This is a genomic window from Nitrospirota bacterium, from assembly GCA_016212185.1.
Lineage (GTDB): Bacteria > Nitrospirota > Thermodesulfovibrionia > UBA6902 > DSMQ01 > JACRGX01.
Window position 1 is genome coordinate 1 of sequence record JACRGX010000028.1, and the last position, 24790, is coordinate 24790.

Genomic DNA, 24790 nt, shown 5'->3' on the forward strand with positions numbered 1-24790 from the left:
CTTCATCCTTCATCCTTTCTCTCTCATCACACATCACGGATTACGGTCTTACTGCTTGCTGCTTTAGTCCTTTCCCTTTCCATCGCCGCTTATCAGAGAAATGCCGTTTGGAAGGATGAAATGAGCTTATGGACAGATGTAGTCAGCAAAAGTCCAAATAAAGCAAGAGGCTACAATGGCATCGGCATTGCCTATAAAAAATTAAAACAATATGCTAAAGCAATTGAACAGTTCCAAAATGCCGCAAGATTAGATTCAAAAAATGCAGAAGCGCATTACAACTTAGGCAATACCTACAAAGATTTGGGACTTATTGACAATGCAGTATCAGAATATCAAACTGCGCTGACGATAGACCCTTATATCGCAGAAATCCATTTCAGTTTCGCTAATGTTCTCAAAAATAAAGGTTTAATAGACGGGGCAATAGAACATTACAAAATCGCAATAAAATTACAGCCTGATTTTACAGCAGCGCATAATTATCTTGGATTTGCCTACTACTATTATAAAAGGCAGATTAATGAAGCAATGGAGGAATATCAGGTTGCATTGAAGCAAGACCCGCGCAACGCAGCAACTCACTTGAATTTAGGGATTGTGTACAAATCTATGGGTCATGCCGATAAGGCAATGAAACATTTTAATATCGCAAGGGAATTAAATCCTTCCCTGTACAATACCAAAACTTCCCATCCTTAATTTTTGATTATTAATTTTCTTTACATATCCGGATAAAATATATTATAGTAGTAGTTTAGTTTTAAGCATTGATTCATTAATTTTGATTTTAATAATGGAGGCAGGATGACATATACTACTTACAATCCCCATAACAAAAAACGCAAGCGCACTCACGGTTTTCTTGAGAAAATGAGCACAAGCGGCGGCAGAAAAGTCTTAAAAAGAAGACGGGCAAAGGGCAGGAAAAAACTTACCGTATCAGGATAATATTCTGCGCGCCAGAATAATCACGGCTGTTTAAATGGATAGCGAGCGTATTCCCCGTGGACGGGGTCAAGCGAGCGAATATGATAAAGAAAATCCATACATTAGATTCCCTGTGGTCTTGCCACAGGGAATATCAATTAAGGGAAAATTGAAAAACTTTGTAATTATCATTATAAATTTTTACAAAAAATATTTATCTCCGTTTCTGCCGGCTTCATGCAGATTTTATCCATCCTGCTCGGCTTACAGTCTTGAGGCGGTAAAAAAACATGGTATTGCAAAAGGTCTGTCGTTTTCAGCAAAACGAATTGTAAAATGCCACCCCTTTCATCAGGGCGGATATGACCCGGTCCCGATATATCGGGATTCTCAAAAGGCAAACTGATGGAAAAACGCACTCTTTTAGCCGTAGCGCTGTCAATTCTGGTTCTTGTCGCATTTTCATACTTTTTCCAGCCAAAGAATGTGCCGCAGCCTGAACAGGCTCAAAAAGCAGAACCAAAATCAGAAACAGCGCCTGCAAAAGAAACTCCGTCCGTTGCTCCGCAGATACCTCAAGTGCCCGTTCCCGTCAAGACAACTGGAGCGGATATTACCATTGAGACAGACCTTTATAAAGCAGTGTTTACAACTAACGGCGCAGTAATTAAATCATGGGAGCTTAAAAAATATAAAGATAAAAACGGCATTGCCCTTTCCATGTTAAAACAGCCGGAGACAATTCCTCCGCTTTCATTGCTGTTTGAAGGCGCAGAAAGGGACTTTCCTCAAAGAGTAACCTATCAGTCAAATACAGACAGTCTCGTCCTCAATAAAGATAAATCAAAAGGCGAGGTAATCCTTAATTACGACTATCAGGGAATGCGCATAACAAAACATTTTATCTTCTACAATGACGGTTACAATGTTGACCTCTCCATAGAGACAGTCAATTCACCCGCCTATTCGTTAGCCGTTGGGACCAATTTCGGCGTTGTTGAAAAAGCAGACAGGCTTCATCGGGGGCCCGTTATTCTTGTTGACACAGACAGGAGCGAGTTTGATGAAAAGCTGAAAGAAACAAAAAATTTCACTGGCAATATCTTCTGGATAGCGCAGGAAGATAAATATTTCACTGCCGCAATCGTCCCGCGTACGGCAGTTCTCGGCGCAACCGTCTGGAAGGACGGCACAACACCTGAGATTGCCCTGAAACTCAGCCCTCAGAAACAGGATTTTGTTTTATATGCAGGGCCCAAAGAATATGACAAGCTTAAGGCGCTGAATCTTAAGCTTGAACACATGGTTGATTTCGGCTGGTTTACAATCGTGGCAATGCCGCTTTTCTGGGTCTTGAAATTCTTTTATAAATTCATCGGCAATTATGGTTGGACCATAGTGCTTATCACCATAATAGTCAGAATACCGTTTATCCCCCTCCTGCACAAAAGCCAGCAGACAATGAAAAAAATGCAAGACATTCAGCCCCAGATTGCCGAAATGAAAGAGCGGTATAAAAAGGACGCACAGAAAATGCAGAAAGAACTCATGGGACTTTATAAGAAACACAAGGTAAATCCAATGGGCGGCTGTCTGCCGATGCTTCTTCAAATACCGGTTTTCATTGCCCTCTACAATGTCCTTGCAAAAGCCATTGAACTCAGGGGCGCGCCTTTTATGTGGTGGATAACCGACCTTTCGGTAAAAGACCCGTATTATATATTTCCGGTAGTCATGGGAATTACAATGGTAATCCAGCAGAAAATGACCCCGACAACCATGGACCCAATGCAGGCAAAGATGATGATGTTTATGCCGATTGTTTTCACATTCATGTTCTTATCCTTCCCGGCAGGTCTCGTCCTTTACTGGCTCGTGAATAATCTCCTTGCAATTGCACAGCAGTACTATGCGAATAAAACTATGGCTCATAGCTGATAGCTCTTAGTTATGAATTGTTTTGACGACACCATAACCGCTATATCAACTCCCTCAGGCAAAGGAGGCATCGGGATTGTAAGACTGAGCGGCAAAAATGCAATAGAAACAGCAGAGAAGATATTCACCTCGCCAAAAAACAAGGGTCTTAAACAAACGCCCTCACATAAAATTATTTACGGCCATATCATAAATTCAAACAAAGAAATTGTGGATGAAGTATTAATCTCCATAATGCGCGCGCCCAATACATACACAAAAGAAAATGTTGTGGAAATAAACTGCCACGGCGGCGCTGTACCTCTCCGCAGGGTGCTGGAGCTCGTATTAAAAAACGGGGCAAGACTTGCAATGCCCGGAGAATTCACGCAAAGGGCTCTCATTAATGGACGAATTGACCTTGCTCAGGCAGAGGCGGTTCTGGATGCAATCAATTCAGCGACTGAGCAAAGTCAGAAGGCAGCAATGGAACAGCTTAGCGGAGGGCTTTCAAAAAAAATACATTCACTCAGGGATAAATTGGTTGAACTCACCGCTTTTGTTGAGGCGCACATTGATTTTCCTGAAGAAGACATAGAATCACCGTCTTTAAGCGATATGCAGAAAAAGGCTTTGGAAATATGCGGTGAAATTACAAAACTCATAGAAGGCTCAAGGCATGGAATGATTTTACGGGAAGGGCTTAAGACTGCTATCATCGGCCGGCCGAATGTTGGAAAATCCTCACTCCTTAATGCGCTTCTTACGCATGACCGGGCCATCGTGACTGAGATGCCGGGGACCACAAGAGATGTTATTGAAGAATATCTGGACATTAATGGTTTCCCGGTCAGGATTATGGACACCGCAGGCATCAGAGAGGCAAAAGACATTGCCGAAAAAGAAAGCGTGGAAAGAAGCCTCAGTGCCATGAAGGGAGCTGATCTGGTGGTCCTTGTCCTTGACGGAAGCGAAGACTTGCATAATACGGACAGGGAGTTGATTGAAAGGTCAGCTTCGCAAAACACAATATTAGTTATAAATAAAACAGACCTTAAGCAAAAATTAAACTTGAAAAACGTAGGACAAGAAAATGTCATTCCCGCGAAAGCGGGAATCCAGACGTCGTCTCCCGACACCCGATCTAAGTCGCAGGCAAACTTAATCGGGGTAACCAGAACTTTTGAACACTGGATTCCGGGTCAAGCCCGGAATGACAAACCAGAGCAAAAAATTATCAAAACCTCCGCTCTTACAGGCGCCGGTCTTGATGAATTAAGAAATAAGATAATGAACATAATTTCAGATGCCGGAGGCGGAGAGGCGTCACATTCCAGACTTGTAACAAACATCAGACACGTTCATGCGCTGGAAAAAGCGCTTGCCTCCATGAATTCATTTATTGAAGGCGTTGACAATAAGCTTTCACCTGAATTTCTCTCGGTTGAGCTCAGGGAAGCCCTTGACGCCCTCGGAGAGATAACCGGCATAACCACGCCCGAAGACATTTTGAATAAAATCTTCAGCGATTTTTGTATCGGGAAGTAAGGGGTTGAAAAATTAATCGCACTATTCAGGCATATAGATGCCGTCTGAGCCGGTTACTACAGGGCCAAGCCAGCCGCTTACCCCGCCCCTCAGGCATTTTGCATTGAAGCCGCGGTTTTTAAGGAGAAACGCTGAAACCATTCCTCTTGAATCGTTGAGACAATAAGTAATGTATTGTTTCATCCTGTCAAATACGGCACATTGCTCGCGTAATGTTTCAACCGGGATGTTTACTGCCCCATAAATATGTTCTTCCTCATATTCAGCCGGTATGCGTGCATCTATGATCACATACTCATTTAGATATGTATCTAGGGGAATATCTTCAGGAAAAATATTTTCCAAAAACGACGCCTTCACAATCTGATTGAAATCTTTCTTATCCAGTACAAAAAGCGTTGTCTCCTCTATAGCCTGACAGGTTGCATTTCGCGGGTCTTCCCGGATCAGAGCCTCCTCTCCAAAAGCCTCCCCGTCTCCCAATAGCGCCGCCTGTATTGGCGCATCGTCACCCTTTTTAGTTTTTAACACTGCAACACGGCCTGATTTAATGATGTAATAATCATTGCCCTTCTCTCCCTGTACTATGATATTTTCTCCGGGAGAATATCTCTTTTCCACCAGCTTTTCCATAAGGGCATACATTTTATCAGGCGGGAGAAGTTCAAACGGCTGGAGAGACTTTATCGCAGCGTAATACTTATAACTATTTACCTTGTCAAGAAGCATGCTTTTGAATAATGCTTCATGCAATACAATTTCTTCAAAATCCGCCTTTGACAACTCATAGAGCGCAACATTGGTTACTGCCCAGACAGAGCTTGCGCGCACAGAACCGGTCAGCAACGCCATCTCGCCAACGCCCTGACCGCTGCCGATAACGGAAATCTTCTCCTCCTTCCCTGTTTTTGTCTTTTTGGTCACCTCAACCTGCCCTTCCTTCACAAAATAGAAGGACTTCCCCACAGTGCCTTCTTTTATGATCTCGCTGCCGGTAGGGAAATGAACCATTCTGATTCTTTTTGAAAAGATTTCAAGGGCATTATCGGAAAGACTTGAAAAATATTTATATTTTCTAAGGTCTGAAAGTTGCAGATTTTGTGAAGACATCAGTACATCCTTTTTGCTATTTTAGACATCAAAAAGCCCCTGCTTTTTGAATACCACCTGTCTAAATAAAAATACTTTTATTTCGTAATTTAACAATATTTTCTAAAATAAATCAAGGTGTTTTTTACAATTAGAAATAAATAAAAAATTTATTTCAAAGAACCATTAAATTTCGTTTATAATTATCCTATGCAGAGGCTTAAGAAAGTCAGGCAGGTCCTGATTTACACATTAATCCTCAACATGGCTGTTGCCGCGGCAAAGATAACTTATGGCTACCTGACAAACTCGGTAAGCATGTTCTCCGACGGTTTCCATTCATTCTTTGACGGGACATCCAATGTCATCGGGCTTGTCGGCACGTGGATAGCCGCCCAGCCGCCTGATAAAAACCACCCTTACGGACACAAAAAATACGAGACCCTTTCAACTATCGCAATAGCAGTGCTTATTTTTTTAGGCGGCTATGAGATATTAAAAAAGGCCTATCATAATTTCAGCAGCCCCGCGGACATTGAAGTAACAACCATGAGTTTTATAATTATGCTGGTGACCATTATTGTCAACACTTCTGTAATGATTTATGAAAAAAGAAAAGGCAGGGAACTTCAGAGCGATTTTCTCATTGCAGACGCCCTGCATACAAGGACGGATATCTTTGTTTCACTGTCTGTCATCGTCAGCCTTATCGCGGCAAAGGCCGGCTATCCTGTCATTGATTCAATCGCTGCCGTCATAATTGCCCTTATGATAGCGGGGATGGGCTTTGAAATACTCAGGTCTGCAGCAGAAGTTCTGACCGACGCCGCACGCCTTGATGCGCTGGAAATAAACAGGGTCGTCATGCAGATACAAGGCATAAGGGAATGCCACGAAATAAGGACCAGAGGCAAAAAAGACGCAATTCATCTGGACCTGCATGTCCTCGTTGACCCGGAAGTGCAAATACAGAAGGCGCATGAACTGGCTGATTCCGTAGAAGAATGCATTAAGAAAAATTTTTCTTCTGTTGTGGATGTGATTGTGCATATTGAACCGTATGGAAATGAAAAGTGATGCAGCCGCAAATTTTAGTTTGCGTTTTCAATCGCTCCGATGCTTCGGAGCAGCTACTTCGCAGTCCTCATTTCTCATTTCTAATAGACGCCGGTGAATATGCTATACTTATACAAACAATAAAACACAAAGGAGTCAATTATGTCATTTCCAATTCACAGGCCAAGGAGGCTGAGGATAAACAAAGTAATCAGAAGCATGGTGCGTGAGACGCATCTTAGGCCGGAAGATTTTATTTATCCCATGTTTGTTACTTTTGGAAAAAGCGTCAGAAAAAAAATATCCTCAATGCCGGGATGTTTCCAGTTGTCCGTGGATGAAGCAGTTAAAGATGCGCAAAAGGTCTATAAACTCGGCATCCCTGCCGTTTTGCTTTTCGGCATTCCCGAGCATAAGGACCATCGCGCTTCAGAAGCATACAGCGCAAAAGGCGTCATTCAGAAAGCTATAAGGGCCATCAAGGACAAGGCTCCTGAGCTTGCCGTTATCACAGACGTATGCCTTTGTGAATATATGAGCCACGGACACTGCGGCATTGTAAAAAACGGAGAGATATTAAACGACCCTACACTTGAACTCCTTGCCAAAGAGGCTTTGTCGCATGCAAAGGCAGGCGCTGACATGGTAGCCCCTTCGGACATGATGGACGGGAGGGTTACGGCAATCAGGAACAGCCTTGATGCAAATGGGTTTAATAACATTCCCATAATGAGTTATGCGGCGAAATACGCATCCGCGTTCTACTCTCCATTCAGGGAGGCGGCAGAGTCAACCCCTTCGTTTGGAGACAGGCGCTCATATCAGATGGACCCTTCAAACAGGAGGGAGGCAATTAAAGAGGCGGCCCTTGACATAGAAGAAGGCGCTGATATTGTAATGGTTAAGCCGGCGATGTGCTACATGGATATAATCTCTGATGTAAAGGATACGTTTGATGTGCCGGTTGCGGCATACAATGTGAGCGGGGAATATTCAATGGTCAAGGCTGCCGCAAAATTAGGCTGGATTGACGAGAAAAAAGTCATGATGGAGATATTGACCTCACTGAAACGCGCAGGCGCCGACCTCATTCTCACATATCATGCAGTGGATGCGGTGAAGGAGCTTTAAGAACAACCAAGGTTGAAGGATGAAGGTTGAATGAAAATTTCCCTTTCTTCAGGCAGGACAATAACAGGTTCGCCTGACAAATCCATTCTGGAGTCTCTTAAAAATGAGGGCATTTTTCTCACCTCCTCCTGCGGAAGCAAAGGCACCTGCGGCAAATGCAAGATAGTCATCAGGTCCGGCAAAGTTAACGCCCGTTCAGCGATTAAGCTTACGCAGGAAGAGCTCCAAAAAAATTATGCCCTTGCCTGCCAGAGCTTTCCTCTGGGGGATCTCTCAATTGAGATACCAAAAGAATCACATCTTACGCTTGAGGGCCGGATTGCCACCGGCAGGTCAAAAGACCTTCAGGCGCTTCTGCCTTCAACAGGCGTAAAAATTGAGCCTCTTACTGAAAGGATAGTCCTTCATCTCCCTGCCCCGTCGCTTGATGACAATATAAGCGACCTTGAAAGGCTCAAAAGAGAGCTCGTTTCAAAAGGGCTCGGATGCCTCAGGGTACCGTTCAGATTTCTGACCGGCCTGGCGGAAAAAGTGAGGAAGAGCAACTGGGAGATAACGCTGTCCGTAATTTACAGCGAAAACTGCAATGAAATCACAAATATTTTCCCGGGCGACAAAAAATCCAGGCAGTACGGCATTGCAATTGATATCGGAACCACTACATTAGTAGTTTATCTGGTCAATCTGAACAACGGCGATGTTATAGATATTGCGTCCACCTACAACTCCCAGATAAATTACGGGGATGATGTCATCACAAGAATTGTTTACGCATCAGAGCACAATGGACTAAGACACCTCAACCACACGGTTATATCGGACATTAACGCCATGCTCGCGCTTCTGAGGAAAAACCATCATATAAATATTAAATCCATAGATAATGTTGTCGCTGCGGGAAATACAACTATGACCCATCTTTTTTTAGGGCTGGACCCCGGCGCAATCAGGGAAGAACCCTACATCCCCACTGCAAATGTCTTCCCCCTTTCTTTTGCAGGAGAGCTTGGAATAAAAATAAATCCCGATACTCCTGTCTATACGTTCCCGTGCGTTGCAAGTTATGTTGGAGGAGATATCGCAGCCGGCGTTTTAGCTTCAAGACTGCATAAAAAAAACGAGCTCTGCCTTTTCCTTGATATAGGGACTAACGGCGAGATTGTCCTCGGCAATTCTGAATTCCTTGTTGCGGCTGCGTGCTCGGCAGGCCCCTGTTTTGAAGGAAGCGGGATTAAGCACGGCATGAGGGCCACAGAGGGGGCGATAGAAGACGTAGTGATGGACCGTAAAACGCTTGAGCCCGAAATAAAAATAATCGGCGGCACCGCACCCATCGGGATATGCGGCTCGGGCATGATTGACCTGGCTGCTGAGATGTTTTTAACCGGTATATTAAACCAGAAGGGGAAATTGCAGAAAGGCATCTCACAACGGGTGAGAGAGGCCGAAGACGGCGCTGAATTTGTGCTGTATCAGGAAAACGGGAGGGATCTCGTCCTCACAGAGCCTGACATTGAAAATATAATAAGGGCAAAGGCAGCCATTTATGCCGGATGCTCTATCCTCCTTAAGGAAGTCGGGTTTACCTTTAATGATGTGCGCAAAGTATACATTGCCGGAGGTTTCGGCAAGTTTCTGGATATAAACAAGGCGATAATCCTCGGCATGCTTCCTGATATATCAAGGGAGAAATTTGAATTTCTGGGGAATACATCCATAACAGGCGCATATCTCTGCATGCTTTCACGGAGAATGCGTGAAGAGGCGGAGGAAATAGCAAGAAAGATGACTTATCTTGAGCTGTCGGTATCACGTTCATTTATGGATGAATATGTTTCAGGACTGTTCATTCCGCATACGAACATGGAGGCGTTCCCAAGCGTTAAGAAGTTGATGGGCGGATAACGCATCCTTAATTTATATAGCAACAGGTCAAAACATGTGCTAAAATATGTCAGAACTCAGACCCTGTTAACAGCATAAAAGGAGGGTATTTGGGAAAGGCCGTTGCGGTCAGCTTTGAAGAAGAAAACATTAAAATAGTTCATGCATCTTTTAAGGGGAAAAATTTCTTAATCAGTCAGACAGAAACTATCCCCGAGGACCAGTTTGATGCTTACCTGAAAAAAGAACGGTCAAAAGAATTTATCGTCACTTACGATTTCAAGGAAACCTACCATAACGTAATCACCATCCCTGTTGTAAAGACAAAGCATCTTGAAAAAGTCGTAGAATCGGAAATCAGGAGAACCACCGAGCTGAAAGATTTTTCATTTATATATACGCTTATCGGTGAACGCGTCGTAGAAAACAAAAAGATTATGGAGGTCTCTTACTTTGCCGCCAGGAACGATGAGATAAAAAATTTAGTTAAAAGATTCTATGACAACGACAAGGTTGTAAGGGCCTTATATCCCACTGTCTATTCCGCCGTCCCGATATTTGAATCAAGGGACGAAGCATTGCTCGGCGTCTTGGGCACAAAAACAGAGAAGACCGCTTTTCTCATCAAAAAAGGCGCAATTTATTTTATAAGAAAGTTCAAATCATTAAGCGAAGACCTGACGGATCTGGATATTCAGGACATTAACATGACAATCAATTATTGTTTCCAGAACTTCAGAATAAATCCGGGACTGATTCTGCTTGCAGGCAATTTATCCGCGCTTTACAACGTCACCGCATTACCTCTTGCGCCGGCTGCGGGCTTCCGCAAGCCCGACTATATGCAGTGCACCAAAGAAACATTCAACGACTACATTGTGCCCATTTACTCGTTTTCAGCCTCAAAGGCATCAAATATCCTGAGCAGTGAATTCAAAAACCTCTATACGCTGAGAAATTATATGTTACATGCAATCAGGGCTTTTATCGTGCTGACTGTCTTATGCCTCAGCTTTCTGCTGTATAAAGCAAATACTGTTTTTGACAAAAGGGACTTTCTCCGCTCAGCTGAAAAAAGCAATACAGGCATAGAAAAAATACTCTCTGAGTATACTGCAAAAGAAGCTGAACTTAAGCGTTATTTGCCGGTGCTGAACCTTATAAATAAGGCTTCTCCTGAAATTGAGCCGTTATTAATCGCACTGTCGGAAATGGACCTGAAAACATCCAAAATTGACGTCATAGAGGCCAATGCGGCGGACGATTCATTTTCTATTTTAATAACCGGAACGCTTGGAGCGGACACATACGCCTCTGCGCAGGAAGCCTTTCAGTACCTGCTCATTTCAATCGGCAGGATTAAAAATACAAGCATAACCGAGAAAACAGCGGACACTGACAAAAAAATCTTTTCGTTTAGAATGAATTATAAAATTTCAGGACAGGCGGCGGGAAGAAAGTAATGCAATACCTTAATTATCTTAAACATATCTTCTGGCTTTACCTGATAAGCGGCATGGCCCTTGCCCTGTCAATATTCTTATTGATAATAATGCACAACTACAATGTTTACCTTGACGATTCCATCAGCGCTGTTGAAAATATCAGCATCAATAAAAGCATAGTCAAAAAACAGATAGATAAAATGGATGCGTGGACAAAATACGGCGTAGAGTATCTGAAGCAAAACATAAGCGGCGCATATTCAGAAAATCTCTTTTATAAATCTCTGGATGATATTAAAACCAATTTACAAGGAGCTTCAGTAAACTTATCAGCATTTACAGAAACCGCTGATGAAAAATCGCTTCCGGTTGAAATCACCGCGCCTGTTACCAGTTATAAAGCAGTCGTAGATTACATCGCTTTTTTAGAATCCCTGACTATCCCGGATTTTAAAATAAATTATTTCCGTTTATCAAAGGTCTCACCGGGGAATGTGGTCCTTAATATACGGGGGGTCCTGAAATTACCATTGATTGAGGTAAAGGCAACAGATGGACAATAAAACAAAAATATTATTCATTTCTCCCATGATTTTAATTATAATATTTATATTAATGACAAATCTCATCCATTTTGACGATAAATCATTCTCCGGGCTTTTATCCTCGCTGAGAAGCAACGTGAGGGGCAGTCTTTCAGAAAATGAAAGCATGATGCTGGAGTCCGAACCGCCTGCCGCTGCTGTAAAACCAAAACAGAGAGTTTCCGAAGGCGGGATATCAAAAAGCCCCATAGATTTCAGCTCTGCCGGCAGTGCGGGAGGCTTCCCTACGGTATCACTGGATTCAGTAGCTCCGCAAGCCGGCAAAAATATTTTATCTCTTATCGTCATACAAGACAAAATTAAAATGGCAATTATAAAAGGCGCCCTCGTAAAAGAAGGCGACCGTATTGACGGAATGAAAGTAGCCAAGATAGAGCACGATAAGGTATTATTAACAAAGCGGGGTGACAAAAAAGGAGAGATTCAGGAACAATGGCTGTACATGGAAAAAATAAAGTGAGATACAAAATTCAAAGGATAATGAAAAAAATCCCCCCTCACCCCCCTTTGCTAAAGGGGGGATGGGGGGATTTTGTGATAAGAAGTATTTTGTGCTCAGCGATTTGCGCTCTGATGCTGCTTTCCTGCGCCTCCTCGCAGCAGCCCAAAAAATCTGAAGTCACTCCCGCTTTAACGGATAAAGAACCCCCGCTGGAAATTAAAGAGCCCGAGCTTAAATCTCCGGATTTTGTGCCTGTGCAGGAAGATATCCTGCCGACACAGACCAGGGTTGTCACAATTGCGGCAAGAAATACACCATTAAGAGATGTCCTGTACACAATCGCAGAGTCGGCAAACCTCAACCTTGTTATGGAGCGGGGCGTAAATCCCGACCTGCCTATAACCATGACCCTGAACAGCATAAGCGTGGAGAATGCGCTGAACTTAATCTTTGATTCCGTAGATTATTTCTATGCAATCAGGGACAACATACTGATAGTCAAGTTCATGGATACAAAAATATTTGAGCTGGGACAGCCTGGCGTCATACATGATTACTCCATTGGCGTCGGTGGCGATATCCTCGGCGGTGCGTCTTCAGGCACATCAGGCGCAGTTAAAGGCGACGTCTCCTTAAAATCCGCTTCGGACAAGACGGCTGTTCAATTCTGGGATGCGCTTGAAAATTCATTAAAGACCCTTCTCCCTGCGTCGGCAGCAGCGCCAGCCGGAGCCGCCGCAGTGCCTGTGTCAAGTTTTACCATTAACCGTATGACCGGAACAATCATGGTTACAGCCTCAAAAAAAGACCTCACAAAAATTGAAAACTACCTGTCTAATTTGCAAAAAGTTCTCAACAGGCAGGTGCTTATTGAGGCTCGCATTATTGAGGTGCAGTTGTCTGACTCATTAAAATACGGCATTGACTGGAGTGTTATAAGCAACTGGCGGGGCGCCGGCACTGTCAACATAGCCTCTTCAAATTTCAAAGATGTCGTCAGCAGCATCGGAAAGAATATCCAGATAGGAATTACCGGCAGTGATTTTACATCAGTCATTAGGGCATTGCAAACACAGGGAAATGTAAAAACACTTTCAAATCCAAGGGTAAACATCATGAACGGGCAGACAGCCATGCTGAGCGCCGGCAGAAGTACGACCTACCTCGCAAAGGTTGAGTCAACCACAACCTCTGAGGGAGGCGCCTCAACCACCACTTTCACCACAAATGAGAAGTCTATTCTCTCCGGAGTCATGTTCGGACTGGTGCCGTTCATCAGCGAGGACGGAAAAATAACAATGACCATAACACCTATTATTTCAAACCTTGTAACGTTTGATGAGCAGACTTTTGGCACAACAAAAATAAAATTGCCTACTGTTGATTTAAGGGAGATGAGCACCACAGTCAAGATTTCAGACGGGCAGATGGTCATTATCGGAGGGCTCATAGACAGCAAGGAAGAATTAACGGAAAACAAAGTGCCTATATTAGGCAGCATACCTCTTTTAGGGTATTTTTTTAAGAGCGTAGAAAAAACTTATGAGAAAAAAGAGCTTGTGATAATGCTTATTCCGAAGCTGGCGAATAACTAAATAAAGTTTAAGAGTTAAAAATAAATGAATTAATATTTTTTAATCCATAACTTATAACTTTTAACTTATAACTTTTAACTTTTTTTATGCAATTAGGACAGCTTTTAAAAGAAAAAAATCTGATAACTGAAGATAGAGTGCGGATGGCGCTTGCCCATCAGAAGGTAACAAGAGACCTTCTGGGCGACCTGCTTGTAAAACTCGGTTTTGTCTCGGCAAATGAAATAGCCGAAGCCCTTGCAGAACAGGCAGGCATCCCGTTCATTAACCTCTCCGAATATACAATCCCCTCAGATGTCATCAAGCTCATACCAAAAGATATTGCGGAAAAAACAGGTTTTATTCCCTTAAGCATAACAGACAATATCATAGAAATAGGGATAACCACTCCCGCCAATATACTGGCCATAGACACAGCTTCAAAACTGACGGGAAAACAGCCGAAGGTCTTTATGATTGACGCAGAGTCTTTTCATGAGACGCTTGAGAGGTCTTACTTCTTTCTTGAAAACCCGGTTGAACAGCGCATTAATAAGGCAGTTGACGACATAAAATCCGCCGTGACGCCGCCTGCAAATGTGATAGCCGAGTTGGCGCAGAACCTGATAATAGAAGGCATACGGAGGAAGTCAACCGACATACACATCACGCCTACTACAGACACCATTGATGTTTTTTACAGGGTGGACGGTGTGCTCCAGCACGGCTTCTGCATCCCTAAAATCGCATACAACGGCATTGTGACAAAGATAAAGGTGCAGTCTACAATGGATATTTCAGAACAAAGGCTCCCGCAGGACGGGTCTTTTTCCCTGACCTTTCTGAACAAAAAACATGAGATGCGCGTATCAACAATCCCCACCATTTACGGTGAAAACATTGTTATCAGAATCCTTGCCGGCACCGGTCCTCTGCTCAGGATAAGCAATCTCGGCTTTGACCCTGAAAACGCAGAACGCCTGCGTGCATTGTTTCAGAAGCCTTACGGAATCATCCTGATTACAGGACCCACGGGCAGCGGTAAGACAACAACCCTTTATGCGGCATTAAGAGAAGTTAATCTCATTGAGAGAAATGTCCTTACCGTTGAGGACCCTGTAGAATACAAGCTTAGTTTTGTCAAACAGACAGCAGTCAATCTGAAGGCAGGTTACGATTTTGCGCTTGCCGGAAGAAATTTCATGAGGCAGGACCCTGATGTAATGCTGCTCGGTGAAATAAGAGATGAGGAAACCGCAAAAATTGCAATCAGAGCGTCTATTACAGGGCATCTTGTCTTAAGCACCCTGCATACAAATGACGCCATTACCTCCATACCAAGGCTTCTTGATTTTGACATTGATAAATTTTTGCTTTCCTCATCGCTTCTCGCCGTAATTGCACAGAGGCTTGTCAGAAAGCTCTGTGCGCATTGCAAAGAATCCTATACAGTGTCTCAGGCAGAACTGATGTCGCTGGATTTGATTGAACCTGGGGATGAAAACAAAATAAGCACTGCTTACAGGGCAAAAGAATGCCCGAGATGCAATCACATGGGCTACCTTGGCAGGATAGCCATCGGAGAAGTTGTAGTTGTCAATGATGAGATTAAAGACCTTATCGCCGAAGGCGCATCACTGCACAAACTCAAGGACGCCGCCTTAAGAAACGGAATGATACCGCTTAAGCTCAACGGCATAAGAAAGGTTAAAGAAGGAATAACCAGCATAGAAGAAATCATGAGGGTTGTGATTTAATGCCTTTTTTCACCTATAAGGCGCTGAATTTAGAAGGTGAAATAGTCAGAGGCTCCATAGAAGACGTTGACATGGACGTTGCTTACAGCAATGTATCTCAATTAGGACTCCACATTTTATCAATACGCAAATCCACCAGGCTCACCAAGCTCTTTATAAATAAGGTTAAAGCATGGGGCATAAGACCCAAAGATATCATCGGGTTTGCAAACGACCTTGCAGTCATGCTGAAAGCGGGACTGCCCCTGCTTACCTCGCTTGCCGATATTGCAGATGCCATAGAAAACAAACGGTTTAAGGAAAGAATTGCAGACATCAGGAGGACGGTTGAATTAGGCTCAAGCCTTTCCTCCTCCATATCTCACCATCAAGACATTTTCCCTGATATTTTTATACAGCTTGTTGCAATCGGCGAGGAAACAGGCCAATTGGAAAAAAGTCTCTCAGACATTGTAATGCACCTGCAGAGGATGGAAGACTTAAAAGCCGCAATAAAAAGAGCCCTGCTTTATCCGACATTCGCCATCGTCACCACAACCGGAGCGCTGCTTTTCTGGCTTATTTACGTACTCCCCAAGATATCCTCTCTTTTTAAATCCATGTCAGTCCGCCTTCCCCTTATAACACAACTCCTCATAGCCGCAAGCGATTACAGCATCAAATACTGGTATGTTCTTTTAGCTGTGCCTGCAGCCCTTATCGTCATTTACAAGCTCATGACAAAAAGCGAGCTTACCAGATATTATATTGATTCTGCCAAATTAAGGCTCCCCATTGTTAAACTTGTCGTATATAACAAAATACTTGCACTGCTCACCGAGCAGTTACGGATACTGCTGTCGGCAGGCCTTACGATTGACAAATCTTTTGATATAATGATAAAACTTATGGGTAATCTCGTGTTCAAGAAAGCCCTGACAGAAGTAAAAAAAGATATTTTGCTTGGAAGCAGGATTTACGAGTCAATGAAAAAACACGGCGAGTTATTTCCCAACATTGTAACCAGGCTTATACATATCGGGGAAGAGGCGGGCAACCTGACAGAACAGCTTGATTACATGAGCAGGGAATTTCTTAAAAGGCTTAACGACGTCTCGCAAAAAATGGAGAAACTGATAGAGCCTATAGTTATTGTTCTGGTAGGCGGGCTCTTTCTGGTAATAATAGCAGGACTGATGCTGCCCATATACGACCTTGTCTCAACAATGGGCGGCAAATAAAGGAAGGCATAATATACATGGACTTTTTAGATTTTTTCGGGCTTAAGGAAGACCCTTTCAAATTAACGCCGGACCCAGCCTATTTCTATCCGTCATCCACCCATAATGAAGGACTCCTCCTGCTTGATTATTCCATAGAGCAGAAAGAGGGATTTACGACAATTATAGGAGACCCCGGAAGCGGAAAAACAACTCTCCTTAACGTATTCCTGGAGAAATGGAAGCCCAAGGCTGAGATTGCAATGATTCTCACGCCGCGCCTGCTTCCCGAAGAATTTCTGGTCTCGGTCCTTGAAGACCTTAACATACAGCCTGCACAGAAAAACAAGAATGAAATCATAAAAGCATTCAGGGACTTTATGATAGCGAAGTCTTCCGAAGACAAGCGGGTTATTATAATTATTGACGAAGCGCAAAATCTCCCTGCGGACACCCTTGAGGAATTAAGGCTGCTTTCAAACCTTGAAACCGACAAAGATAAGCTCCTCCAGATAGTTTTATTAGGACAGCCTGAACTTGAAGCAAAGCTGACGGCGTCCAAATTAAGACAGCTTAATCAAAGAATACTCACAAGGATACATCTGCGCCCCCTCTCCGATGAAGAGACTTCAGACTACATAAACCACAGGCTTATCAAGGCAGGCAAGAGAAACCTCAAGATTAATAAAAAAGCAGGAAAATTAATACCGAAATACTCAAAGGGTATTCCGCGACTCATAAATATGCTGATGTCAAGGACTTTAATGGCTGCATTTCTTGAAGAAAGCACCATTCTCCATCCCCGTCATATCCGCCATGCAGTAAAAAGCCTTCAGCATGACGACCTCAGTATTAAAAAATACGTCGGGCTTGTGCCTGCGCTTACCGGGCTACTGCTGGTTATTTTAGCCGGCTTTTTCAGCTTCAGGTACCTGCCGAATTTTATTGCCGGATATCCGGTGACAATAACGGTAAATAATGAACAACCTCCAAAAGCTGTCACACAGACGGCAGTCATTCCCCCACAGCAGGGAACAGAAAACAGCGTACAGGATACAGGCGCAAAAACAGATGAAAGCGCACCTGCAAACACGAACAATGCCGGCTCATCAGAGGCAAAGGAACCGGCAGGCAAAGCAAAAGCCCTTGTCGGACAGTATGTAACCATCAGGGCTACTGCGGCTAATCTGAGGGATGCCCCTTCCTTTACATCCAACACAGTCAGGTGGGCGTTAAAAGGGGAAAAATTTGAGATACTTGACAAGTCTGAAGACAACAAATGGTATCAGATTCTCCGCAGAGGGGAAAAACTCTGGATAGCCCGGGCCGTGGTTAGAGTTGAATAAACGCTGTTCGCTATAAACGTAATGTGAACCGGCACTCAGCAAACATATACACTGAACAGTATCTTCTTCAGATGATAAGCCGGTGGGTCCCGCCTGAACGCATACCCCGGAAAATCAGCATTAAAGACACGGTGGATTTTTTCCGCGTGGATTATGATGACATAGTCGTGCTTAAAGGCGTGCCGTATTTCGTGCGTAATAATGAACGCGAAGGACGCTTCGGCATGGAAGACGAGCAAAAGTTCTGGGTCAAGCGCGCCATAGACCTCACTACAGGGCATGTTAAAATTTTAAAATGGGCCTTCCGCGAGCAATATAAATCAAGGATAGGCGGGCTGGTTTTTGACTGCGTCCGCAGTCCCTTGAAGGAAGCCCGCATACTAAAACTCGTCCGCGGCAGGGAGGATTTTGTTCAGGGTGAATCAACAAAGGACTCTGCCGGCAATTCACTCAGGATTCTGGACTTCATCCGGGGGAAAACGCTTGATGAAATAGTTCAGTTTACCGGCAAAAATCACGAGGATTTTTTCTTCAACCATTATCCGCGTCTTCTTTCTGAATTCATAGGAATCATAAAGTCAATAAAATTCCTCCATGACAACAACGAAAAACACGGAGACATACGCCGAGACCACCTGATAAAAGATTCCCGGACAGGAATTTACCGTTTAATTGATTTTGACTACAACTATCGCCACGGTGAAAATAAATTCGGATATGACCTCTTCGGTCTTGGAAATATCCTGATTTATATTACAGGTAGGGGCGACATAACCACTCAGTATCTTTTACGGGAAGCCCCTGACAAATTCAACCGCCTGACAGAAGACGACATAAATATCGTATTTCATAACCGCGTAACCAATTTAAAGAAAATTTATCCATACATACCGGAACAGCTTAACCGCATTTTAATGCACTTTTCAATAAGCTCCAGGGTATATTACAATAATACCGTGGAACTGCTTGAAGATTTGGGAGAAGTGCAGGAAGGAGTTTTATCATCATGAACACAGCGCCGGAAACAGAAGCAAAAATAAGAGACAAACACATTTTGGTCGCTGTTGACCAGTCGGAAAGCTCAAAACGCGCCGTTCTTTATGTCGCTGATTTTGTCGGAGGATTCCCCGGTTTTACCGTTACGCTTTTAAGCATCATCAGTGAACCCAGCGAGGATTTTTTTGAGACAGATGATGAACGCAAGATATGGATTAGCAACACCACGGAAAAATCCGTAAAGCTGCTTGAAAAATATCGCCAGATACTTATTCAGTCGGGCTTCCCGGAAGAGAAGGTCAAAACCCGCGTATGCGTTGACGCACCGGGGTCGCTTTCAGAATTAATCCTGTCGTTTCAGTGTGGTTTAAACTGCTGCACCGTAGTTGTCGGCAGGCACCATAAATCAAAGACCGAAGAATTTCTCTTCGGCAGTACATCAAGCCAGATTATCCATGACGCAAAAAATTGCGCGATATGGGTGGTGGAGTAGAAAACCTTTTCCTGTTATAAATTTATTTTTTATGCTTCCGCAACTTGATGGATAACTTCTGAAATATAACTTTGATATTTTATACCGAACTTTTTTGCTTTAAATTTTATTTTTTCAATATCTTTACTGTTAACCCTTATAGTCATTGTTCTGTCTTTTTTCCTTGCCTTAAGAGCTTTTTCTATGTTTGCCAGCTCTTTCCCTTTTATTGGGGTATATTCACCGCGCATTAAAGCATTCTCAATTTCTTTTTCTTCTTTTGTTAATTTAATCTTATTCATTTTTCACCTCATTTTTATTGCTTCATCAGGCCTTCCATTGGGTACATATACCATATTGCTAAAATAAAAACGCCCCATTACAAGTCATTCCGGCTTGTCCGGAATCCCTCCGGAGATGTCTTCATACAAGTCCCTCATTAAGGGATTACCCTCTTTGATAAGCTCTATCTTATTTTGCCTGCTCATGTTTTTTATCTGTTTTTCCCTGATTATTGCGCTCCAGCTATCACCACAAAACTCATAATAAACAAGTTTATGCAGATAATACTTAGCGGTAAAGCAATCAGGCTTGAGATTGTTCTTATGTTCATAAACTCTTCTTGCAAGGTCATTTGTCACCCCGACATACATGGTCGGTCTCGCATTAGCCATAATATACACAGCAAAGATACTATCTCTCATTCAGCCATTATATCAGAAAGATTCCGGACAAGCCGGAATGACATCCACACTAAAGCCGGAAGAACTATTTTTTTAAGTATTTGATTTTTACCTTCATCCCACCGGAATTCTTTCATATGTTTAATATTACCATACAATAAATATATTTACAAATATATTTACATTTTTATAACGAGGCAGTTGAGCCGCCGCGGAGCGCTGGCTTCAGGCACACACGATCATCGATACGTAGCTTCAGAACGTAAGACTGTTACATTAGGGAAGCCTTTTTGCTTTAAAAAGCTTTCGATTACGTAATTGGGTGTTGTGTTCTTAGGGCCGAGAATCACCTCCACAATGGAACCGCTTTCTGATTCAAGCAACTCAAATTCTCTATATGGGACTATTCGATCATTCAGAGCACAAAAAGAGCACATATCGTCACCCGTTTTCACGAAATAAGAAATCAAACGCCATTCGCGTTCTTCACAAAACGCCCTAGTTTTTAACAAAAATAGTTTTGCAAAAAGGGTTAACGCTGTCATCGATAATCGCGAGAATGCGCCCTTAATCTTTTCATTATCTTTTTTTACTTCATCATCACTTCGCGCATCTAAAAGGCTGCGCTTCCCCGGGAATTTAAACGCACCTTCATTTATGAGTTTCTTGATTTCTATATAGGTTGGTTTTATCAAGCTCTCTTGTATCTCAAGGTCATACTCAACTCTCTGCAATGTAAAGCCTGGTTTCTCCGGGGATCGGCTGGCCTCTGCGAACTGCTCGAAATAATCTCTGGAGAATCCAATGGAAACGCCAGTAGCATCAGCTGTATACCCGCGCCATTGACTCAATAAATCTCCATCTTCCGAAAGGCAGAAGCCCAAGCCATCGATAACTTGCTCTACTCCAGAAACTAATTTTTGAAGCCGTTGCGTCGCAGCTTGATCAAGACCGTCAGCTTTAGCAATGCGCGCAAGTATCTCGGCAACGAGTTTCCCTTCCATTGAGTCATTTGACAGCGAAAGCGATGATAACCAAATCCTGCGATTCTCTACGATTGAGTGAAAAGCATGGTTTGAACAATAGTGATAAAGGATCGTCATGTGGCGTTTTTCAATAACCTCTTGTTAGTCTGATGTTGCCGCATTCCCCCAAGAGCGGAGGGGGAAACGTACGGGTAAGCTGCGGGGCATCTTCACTCCTGCATTGCCACTGAAACTGAAACGGTAGCATCCGTCAGTTTCACCCGCTGGTTAGGTTTCTTTGTTGATTTCATTGTTCTCCTGATCTGGCAAAATGGTCCATATGCGATAGTGTGAGTACGGGGCATTGTGTGCCGGGTGAAGTTGATCAGGATTAATCTTTCCTCCTACGATCTGTCGGAGAATGGCTGTTGAAACCTTGTCTGCCCGAGACAACATGAGGTTTGCCACAAACTCGGAGCCTGTATCAGCGGTTGCATAGAGTAATTCAAACCTTGGGGGAAGGAAGAAATCGCTTTCGATAGGTAGCTTCCTTGAATTAAATTCTTTGATTTTACCAAGATCCGAGTCAACTAATATGCCAACTGAAGCTAATCCATTATACTCCGGGGTTGCAATGATGCTCTCAATTAAGGATCTCCATCCAATATTCTCTGCTTGCCCAATAATATTATGAAACTCAATGGCGTGGATAGGTTCCCATTGGGCAAGTCTGTTTTCTCCCACCATCTGGTACTTGCCTTTAACGACAACCGCGAGCGAAATGCTTCCGTTTGAATTTGAAATGGTATTGGTGTCTATCGCGAGCAAAAGGTCAAACCGCTCGAGCACAAGATTTGGGTTTACCCAAGGCGCGGCCGGGTCGAGCGGTGTATAATGAACAACTTTCGGGTGTTTGCCGATGCGCTCATATGTAGTTTCAAGATGAGCGGCGGCAGGTTGTTTTGTATTCCCAACAAACTGCAATGAAAAGAGGCCAGATTCGCTTATGCGGAGTCCATTGATTGCCTCTGGGACGCCATAATCGAATAGAATTGTAGTCTTACGGGGTCTTCGCATTTGACAAAAGCAGTGCTTCTTTTTCATCCCGCTTCCACATGAGCAAGGTATATTCCGTGCTTTTCCACTTTTCATTTTTTAAAACCTAACAATGCCGTTGAGCCGCCAGTGAACAGGCCTTAAATGAAAATCAAACCATGCTTAACACCGCTCGGCTTGAATGCCTGGTTCGCTGGTCTTTATATATTGTTTTAAGCTGTTTTTAAAAGATTGGCCCATGCTCTTCTATGAACGATGGCTGAGTTCGTTCTATCCAGTTCCTCCCCAATTTGTGAAAGAAATTGAACGCGTCCTTTTTCACCAAGAAGGATTAGGATGCCGGTAGAAAAATCGATGAAATTTGAAACATAAATATTTTGACCGCTACCGAACTCATCTCGTATTCGTTTTTCTGCCTTCTCTTTTTCGGATTTTTCAATTCCTTGTTCAGCAAGAAATAATATCTCAGAAATCTTGCGTGAACGTGCGATGTCCAGTTTCGAGTCGAGCTGCGTAAGTGTAAGTGAACGGTCTTTTACCTCGATAAGCAGAACAATATTACCTTTTAGCCAGCATTCTATATCCGCAACCATTCCAGATGATGCATCAGCCGCGTTGACCTTTTCGCGTTTAACCTCATCGAAAAGGTCAAACTGTTTTCCGATTATTCTGAAAAGTGCGGTACAAACAGCCTCAATGCGGTCACCACCGGATTTGTCAGCAGTAAATTGACTGACGATTTGAATTGTTTGATTCAAACTGATTCTATTGGGAGTCGAATACAGAACACGGACATCGGCAAGTAATTTATGGACTTCAAATAAAACTTGTTCAAAAACAGCTTTTGTTACTTTTTTGTCATTCGTCGATTCTATAAAGTCCAGTACCTTTATAAGTTTGTCCCAATCAGTTTTATTCTTTTGTTGGTTTCTGTAGGCGGCTGTGATGGCTGGGCAGCGCAAAGGATTACTAACGTACGGCTCTGAAGAGCCGCCGAGCACGTTATAGTTTGCTTTATCAAACGGCACGATAGCGCCATGAGCAATTGTGCGCGCGTCAAAAGCACCCTTTTCCCCATAAGCAGTTTGAATGGAATGGCTATCAACATCAGGATTTACGCACTTGCTCAATATTTGAGTCGGCAGAACATAGTGGTAAGTCTTAATGTTGCTCGTAAGGCAATCTGCAATTAAGTTTTTAATCTCGTTGAATTCATCACCAAGCGGTTCTTTGCCAGACTTTCCTTCTGTCTCTTTACAGATATGCAGCCACCGTTTATTGAGAAAGTCGCGGCATTTATATAAGGAAGTAGTTTCTGTAGTCATTAATTCAATAATTAGTCCAAAGGATTTCTTGGCGTACCTGTTTAATAGACATAGCTTTTTTGGGTCTTTCCTTATGGACTTTCCAACCTCTATATAATTTATTCATGATATCGCAGTCATAGCCGGACACTGCCACTTTGCCCTTAACATTTAAAAGAACTGTAGCCATGTCAATGTGATCCTGATTAGTCATTTCATAAGAATATGCCTTTAAATCGCCCCGTGATTCATGAGGATAAGGGGGATCACAGTAAAAAAGTGTTTCTCTGCTGTCGTATCGCTTAATAATATTTACGGCTTTATCATTCTCTATCTGAACCCTGAGAAGTCGCGTGGCAATGTATTCAAGCCCCTCGACACTGCCCAGCCATCTTGACACAGCACCTGACATGCCCGCCCGGCTTGTATTAAGACAATTTGCCCAACGGCCGTTGGATGCTGTTTGTGCAAGCCCAGTTCTTACTTGACGGGCGCGAATATAAAATCTTCGTGCACGTTCGAGCGGGGATAAATTCTTTCCATTTCCATTCGTTTTGATGGCTGCAAGAAATTCCTCTCGCGAGAACGGCGTCATGCCGATGGAGTATAAGAGTTCGTCTTTTTGCTCTCTGAGCACACGAAAGAAAGTGACAATTTCACCGTCGATGTCGTTGTAAGTCTCGACAGGAGAAGGGTCTCTGTTTAGCAGTATTGCGGCTGAGCCGCCATATGGCTCGCAATAATGATGACACGCAGGCAGTAATGGTAACAACCAGTCTAGATGACTATATTTGCCACCATACCAGCCGAAAGCGATCATTTTACGCAATTGTCGTTTATTTTCTGTTGCTGGGTGAACTCTTAGCATAATGTGTAATTTACCACCTTATAGAGAAGAATTTCAATTATGTTTTTTCATTATTATTTTTGCCGCATTGTTAGGCATTTTATTTTTTATATTTTTGCCAAAAATCATTTATAATACGCTGAAATTTTATTGGATCAGATTCATAAACACGGTCAATATCATCTGTGACAACTACCTGTGATATCTCATCAGGCGTTACTTTATCAAAGATAGCTTCTGGATAGAAGTGTATAGCGAATTTCTCCCCAGGTCTAAGTACACGTCTTTTCTGATACTCGCCTGTAACAAGATCACTAACTATGACCAGATTGTGTTTGTTTTTTAGTTGAATGTTAACCATTCCCATAAACACTACCATTGGAGAGTGATTTTGTATTTCAACTCACTACTGTCCCAACGTTATTTAAATAAATTCAACTGGTTACAGAAATCATCATTTATTTCAAAGTCCTCCATAGATGAAAATGCTTGTAGCATCTGGGTTTTCTCCAAAAGTGTTACACTTAAAATCTGTAGAATTGTA

The 24790-nt window shown here is 43.0% G+C and carries 25 protein-coding genes; 17 read left to right on the forward strand and 8 right to left on the reverse strand.

All coding sequences use genetic code 11. The features are described 5' to 3' along the window. The 5 genes from HZA10_03370 to mnmE form a co-directional block, all read left to right on the forward strand. The coding region (locus tag HZA10_03370) for a tetratricopeptide repeat protein (GenBank protein ID MBI5195342.1) at nt 1-702 on the forward strand (702 nt) is incomplete at its 5' end. 105 nt (nt 703-807) lie between these two features. Beyond that, nucleotides 808-951, forward strand: coding sequence for a 50S ribosomal protein L34 (rpmH, locus tag HZA10_03375; protein ID MBI5195343.1), 144 nt, complete (start codon nt 808-810; stop codon nt 949-951). A 148-nt stretch (nt 952-1099) separates the two neighbouring features. Further along, nucleotides 1100-1336, forward strand: coding sequence for a membrane protein insertion efficiency factor YidD (gene yidD, locus HZA10_03380; GenBank protein MBI5195344.1), 237 nt, complete (start codon nt 1100-1102; stop codon nt 1334-1336). Next, the gene (gene yidC, locus HZA10_03385) at nt 1336-2868 is read left to right on the forward strand and encodes a membrane protein insertase YidC (GenBank protein ID MBI5195345.1); all 1533 of its coding nucleotides are present in this window, start codon (nt 1336-1338) and stop codon (nt 2866-2868) included. Before yidD ends, yidC begins: the two co-directional genes overlap by 1 nt. A 12-nt stretch (nt 2869-2880) precedes the next feature. Further along, nucleotides 2881-4395 (forward strand): tRNA uridine-5-carboxymethylaminomethyl(34) synthesis GTPase MnmE, encoded by a 1515-nt coding sequence (gene mnmE, locus HZA10_03390; protein MBI5195346.1) that lies wholly within the window; start codon nt 2881-2883, stop codon nt 4393-4395. Between the two features lie 21 nt (nt 4396-4416). Here mnmE and HZA10_03395 read toward each other — a convergent pair whose 3' ends face one another. Further along, nucleotides 4417-5505 (reverse strand): cyclic nucleotide-binding domain-containing protein, encoded by a 1089-nt coding sequence (locus HZA10_03395; protein ID MBI5195347.1) that lies wholly within the window; start codon nt 5503-5505, stop codon nt 4417-4419. Between the two features lie 189 nt (nt 5506-5694). Here HZA10_03395 and HZA10_03400 point away from each other — a divergent pair, with 189 nt between their 5' ends. The 12 genes from HZA10_03400 (at nt 5695) to HZA10_03455 (ending at nt 19412) form a co-directional block, all read left to right on the forward strand. Beyond that, nucleotides 5695-6561, forward strand: coding sequence for a cation transporter (locus HZA10_03400; GenBank protein MBI5195348.1), 867 nt, complete (start codon nt 5695-5697; stop codon nt 6559-6561). 141 nt (nt 6562-6702) lie between these two features. After that, entirely contained in the window at nt 6703-7671 is a 969-nt protein-coding gene (gene hemB / locus HZA10_03405; protein MBI5195349.1) for a porphobilinogen synthase, read from the forward strand. Between the two features lie 30 nt (nt 7672-7701). Continuing rightward, nucleotides 7702-9576, forward strand: a complete 1875-nt coding sequence (locus HZA10_03410; GenBank protein MBI5195350.1) for a DUF4445 domain-containing protein — start codon at nt 7702-7704, stop codon at nt 9574-9576. A gap of 89 nt (nt 9577-9665) precedes the next feature. After that, entirely contained in the window at nt 9666-11018 is a 1353-nt protein-coding gene (locus HZA10_03415) for a hypothetical protein (GenBank protein MBI5195351.1), read from the forward strand. Beyond that, complete coding sequence (locus tag HZA10_03420) at nt 11018-11563, forward strand: hypothetical protein (GenBank protein ID MBI5195352.1); 546 nt, start codon at nt 11018-11020, stop codon at nt 11561-11563. The genes HZA10_03415 and HZA10_03420 overlap by 1 nt, the downstream gene beginning before the upstream one ends. A gap of 52 nt (nt 11564-11615) precedes the next feature. Then, a complete protein-coding gene (locus HZA10_03425; GenBank protein ID MBI5195353.1) occupies nt 11616-12065 on the forward strand; it encodes a hypothetical protein in 450 nt (149 codons plus the stop codon). Between the two features lie 74 nt (nt 12066-12139). Beyond that, complete coding sequence (mshL, locus tag HZA10_03430; GenBank protein MBI5195354.1) at nt 12140-13642, forward strand: pilus (MSHA type) biogenesis protein MshL; 1503 nt, start codon at nt 12140-12142, stop codon at nt 13640-13642. Nucleotides 13643-13728: 86 nt separating this feature from the next. Beyond that, nucleotides 13729-15378 (forward strand): type II/IV secretion system protein, encoded by a 1650-nt coding sequence (locus HZA10_03435; protein ID MBI5195355.1) that lies wholly within the window; start codon nt 13729-13731, stop codon nt 15376-15378. After that, a complete protein-coding gene (locus HZA10_03440; protein MBI5195356.1) occupies nt 15378-16598 on the forward strand; it encodes a type II secretion system F family protein in 1221 nt (406 codons plus the stop codon). Before HZA10_03435 ends, HZA10_03440 begins: the two co-directional genes overlap by 1 nt. A 17-nt stretch (nt 16599-16615) precedes the next feature. Beyond that, nucleotides 16616-17923, forward strand: coding sequence for an AAA family ATPase (locus HZA10_03445; protein ID MBI5195357.1), 1308 nt, complete (start codon nt 16616-16618; stop codon nt 17921-17923). A 71-nt stretch (nt 17924-17994) separates the two neighbouring features. Further along, nucleotides 17995-18933, forward strand: a complete 939-nt coding sequence (locus HZA10_03450; protein MBI5195358.1) for a hypothetical protein — start codon at nt 17995-17997, stop codon at nt 18931-18933. Beyond that, nucleotides 18930-19412, forward strand: a complete 483-nt coding sequence (locus HZA10_03455) for a universal stress protein (protein ID MBI5195359.1) — start codon at nt 18930-18932, stop codon at nt 19410-19412. Before HZA10_03450 ends, HZA10_03455 begins: the two co-directional genes overlap by 4 nt. 29 nt (nt 19413-19441) lie before the next feature. Here the strand turns inward: HZA10_03455 and HZA10_03460 are convergent, their stop codons facing one another. From HZA10_03460 to HZA10_03490, 7 genes are all read right to left on the reverse strand, one after another. Beyond that, on the reverse strand, nt 19442-19693 hold the full coding sequence (locus HZA10_03460; GenBank protein ID MBI5195360.1) for an antitoxin: 252 nt from the start codon (nt 19691-19693) through the stop codon (nt 19442-19444). Between the two features lie 84 nt (nt 19694-19777). Next, nucleotides 19778-20095: a GIY-YIG nuclease family protein gene (locus tag HZA10_03465; protein MBI5195361.1), complete on the reverse strand. Its 318-nt coding sequence runs from the start codon at nt 20093-20095 to the stop codon at nt 19778-19780. Between the two features lie 218 nt (nt 20096-20313). After that, nucleotides 20314-21078, reverse strand: a complete 765-nt coding sequence (locus tag HZA10_03470) for a DUF2971 domain-containing protein (protein MBI5195362.1) — start codon at nt 21076-21078, stop codon at nt 20314-20316. 249 nt (nt 21079-21327) lie between these two features. Next, nucleotides 21328-22143, reverse strand: a complete 816-nt coding sequence (locus HZA10_03475; GenBank protein MBI5195363.1) for a hypothetical protein — start codon at nt 22141-22143, stop codon at nt 21328-21330. A gap of 164 nt (nt 22144-22307) precedes the next feature. Then, a complete protein-coding gene (locus tag HZA10_03480; protein MBI5195364.1) occupies nt 22308-23420 on the reverse strand; it encodes a restriction endonuclease, SacI family in 1113 nt (370 codons plus the stop codon). A 4-nt stretch (nt 23421-23424) separates the two neighbouring features. Next, nucleotides 23425-24267, reverse strand: a complete 843-nt coding sequence (locus tag HZA10_03485; protein ID MBI5195365.1) for a DNA adenine methylase — start codon at nt 24265-24267, stop codon at nt 23425-23427. A gap of 79 nt (nt 24268-24346) precedes the next feature. Beyond that, nucleotides 24347-24613: a hypothetical protein gene (locus tag HZA10_03490; protein ID MBI5195366.1), complete on the reverse strand. Its 267-nt coding sequence runs from the start codon at nt 24611-24613 to the stop codon at nt 24347-24349. Nucleotides 24614-24790: the final 177 nt, after the last annotated feature.